Genomic DNA, 3,004 nt, shown 5'->3' with positions numbered 1-3,004 from the left:
GTAAGTTCTTCTCCATACTAAGCATTTGCGCTACTTTGAGTGCGCTACCTTTTAGAGATTTAAGTCCATTATAAATATCTGAAGCATTCTCTTCATTCAACTCTTCCTTATCGTGCTCAGGATTTACAAGTTTTTTACCATAATACTTCATAAAATTCCCCCCTACTTTGACTCCGGTCTTCATGAGCTTCCCTGCTCTTTCAATTTTCCCGGTTGGGATTCTATCAAGTGTTTTCATATTATTTTAAGGTTAAGATGATTAAGAAAATTTTTCTTTATAGATAAATTTTCCAAAATCTATGATACTGTCTAATGGTGTATTGTCAAAAACGTCAAAAATGGTTTTTATTGATTTCTCAATTGCTATATCCGTTTTTTCAAAATCCGCTGAGGTGTCATCCATCCAAAACTTGAGAAGAAATAAAAACTGGACCCAAGCGCCTTCCGAAAACAGTCCCGGTTGGTGTTTTGAAATTTTGGAAGTTTTTACACTATTATCCTCCTCAATCAGTTCTTTTGTGAAATTTCTGATTCCGTTTCGGAGTCCTTTAAGCTGTTCTATGCTTTTTAAAGGATTTTTGTCCTCATTCAAAGCAAATAGCACATAACTCCGATTAAGTTTGAGCATTTCAAAAAAAGTAAAAAAGAAAGTGAGCATTTTGTCTTTACTGGAAAATTCCTGATACTCCTTATTTTTAGATAATAAACCCATGGTATTTTCAAAGAAAATATCCCATATAGCTTTTTGAATTCCTTTAACAGACCCAAAATTTTTATAAAATTCTTCCTCTTTTATTTTGTTTTCCTTACAAAATTTAAAAACAGATTTAGGTACTGCTTCATGTTCCAGTACATAATTCATGTAATAAGAAATAATATTTGCTTTAGACGGACTTTTTACTTTGGCTTTAGAAGTCATAACCTCTTGTGTTTATGTTTAAATTTATGAAATATATTATAAACGCATTTAATAATTATATAAAGGTAACATCTGTATAAAAAAAGTGTGCTTTCAAGAAAAAGCACACTTTTAAACAACCTAACCAATTAATAAACAATCTGATTAAAAAATCAAAAAACTTTTTCATAGCAATTGATATTCCTTAATCACATTACAAAAATACATAATGTTTAATTATTATTCGTATATATTAAACATAAAATTTGTTAAAATTTACTGCTAAACTTTCAAAATATCTAAAAGTGTCAGTTTGTCACCTGTGAACAGTATGGTACTTTTTTTGACATATAATAAGTTATAATTTTAAAAATAAATAAATATGGCTACAGGTAAGATTAATGTTTCAGTTGAAAACATTTTCCCATTAATTAAAAAATTCCTTTATAGCGATCACGAGATATTTTTACGCGAGCTAATTTCAAATGCTACGGATGCCACACTCAAATTAAAACACCTCAGCTCAATCGGCGAGGCCAAATTAGAGTATGGAAATCCAATGATTGAGGTGAAGATAGATAAGGAAGGTAAAAAACTTCATATCATTGACCAGGGTATTGGCATGAGTGAAGAAGAAATTAAAAAGTATATTAATGATATTGCATTTTCCGGTGCTGAAGAATTCCTTGATAAATACAAGGATGGGGACAAAGACTCAGGTATTATCGGACATTTTGGCCTGGGCTTTTATTCTTCTTTTATGGTGGCCGATAAGGTTGAGATTATCAGTAAAAGTTATACTGACCAACCCGCTGTTCATTGGAGCTGTGATGGATCGCCAAAATTCAATTTGAAAAAATCGAACAAAAAAGAGCGAGGTACAGAAATAATTCTGAGTATTGCCGATGATTCGACTGAATTTTTAGAGGAGAACAGGATATCTGAATTATTGAGCAAGTACAATAAATTTATGCCCATTCCAATTAAGTTTGGAACAAAGACAGAGACTCTTCCAAAACCTGAAGATGCTAAAGAAGATGATCCGGCTCCTACACAAGAAGTGGATAATATAGTAAATAATCCCAACCCTGCCTGGACAAAGAAACCTGCAGATTTAAAAGACACGGATTACAATAACTTTTACAGGGAATTGTATCCAATGCAATTTGAAGAGCCTCTTTTCCATATTCATTTAAATGTGGATTACCCTTTTAATCTGACAGGCATACTTTATTTCCCAAAGCTAACTAATGATTTAAGTATTCAGAAGGACAGAATTCAGCTGTATCAGAACCAGGTTTTTGTAACTGATAATGTTGAAGGAATAGTTCCTGAATTCCTAACCATGCTACGAGGTGTAATTGATTCGCCTGATATTCCCCTGAATGTTTCCCGATCGTACTTACAAGCAGATGGTGCTGTTAAGAAGATTTCCTCATATATAACAAGAAAGGTTGCAGATAAGCTTACCGCTTTGTTCAAAAATAATCGTGAGGATTTTGAGAAAAAATGGAATGATATCAAAATCGTCATTGAATACGGAATGTTGTCCGAAGAAAAATTCTTTGAAAAAGCTGATAAATTTGCTTTGTATCCGACGGTTGATGGCACTTATTTTACATTTGAAGAGTTGAAAGAGAAAATTAAAGCTCTTCAAACAGATAAAGATGAGAAATTGGTAGTGCTCTATGCATCGGATAAGGAGTCACAGCATAGTTATATTGAAGCAGCCAAGGCTAAAGGTTTTGAAGTGCTATTACTTGATTCGCCGATTGTCCCGCATCTGATGCAAAAATTAGAAACTTCAAATGAGAAATTATCTTTTGCCAGGGTAGATGCCGATCATTTAGATAATCTCATTAAAAAAGAAGATACACAAATAAGCAAATTGTCTGATGAAGAGAAGGAAAAGCTAAAGGCAAATATAGAAGAGGTAACTGCCGATAAAGGTTATACTGTACAATTGGAGGCCATGGATAGTGAGGCTTCTCCCTTTATCATCACCGAACCCGAATTTATGAGGCGAATGAAGGAAATGCAGCAAACCGGGGGAGGTGGAATGTTTGGCATGGGGAATATGCCCGAAATGTATAATTTAATAGTAAA

The 3,004-nt window shown here is 33.2% G+C and carries 2 protein-coding genes and 1 pseudogene; 1 reads left to right on the top strand and 2 read right to left on the bottom strand.

What is annotated here, in order from left to right:
- Together WBN20_RS09430 and WBN20_RS09425 are read right to left on the bottom strand one after the other, a co-directional pair.
- Positions 1-238 (bottom strand): annotated as a pseudogene (locus WBN20_RS09430) (AarF/ABC1/UbiB kinase family protein); the annotation flags it as partial.
- Between the two features lie 21 nt (positions 239-259).
- Positions 260-919 carry a TetR family transcriptional regulator C-terminal domain-containing protein gene (locus tag WBN20_RS09425; protein ID WP_424270768.1) on the bottom strand — a complete coding sequence of 220 codons (660 nt, stop codon included), beginning with the start codon at positions 917-919 and terminating at the stop codon, positions 260-262.
- Between the two features lie 361 nt (positions 920-1,280).
- Here WBN20_RS09425 and htpG point away from each other — a divergent pair.
- A partial coding sequence (gene htpG, locus WBN20_RS09420; RefSeq protein ID WP_424281499.1) for a molecular chaperone HtpG occupies positions 1,281-3,004 on the top strand: 1,724 nt, incomplete at its 3' end.

This window comes from Eudoraea sp. (genome assembly GCF_049665975.1).
In the GTDB taxonomy this organism is placed as follows: Bacteria; Bacteroidota; Bacteroidia; order Flavobacteriales; family Flavobacteriaceae; genus Eudoraea.
This window is presented reverse-complemented; position numbering and strand designations above follow the sequence as displayed.

Excerpts from the sequence above, each read along its gene's own strand:
- WBN20_RS09425 (WP_424270768.1), bottom strand. The coding sequence starts at position 919 with ATGACTTCTAAAGCCAAAGTAAAAAGTCCGTCTAAAGCAAATATTATT.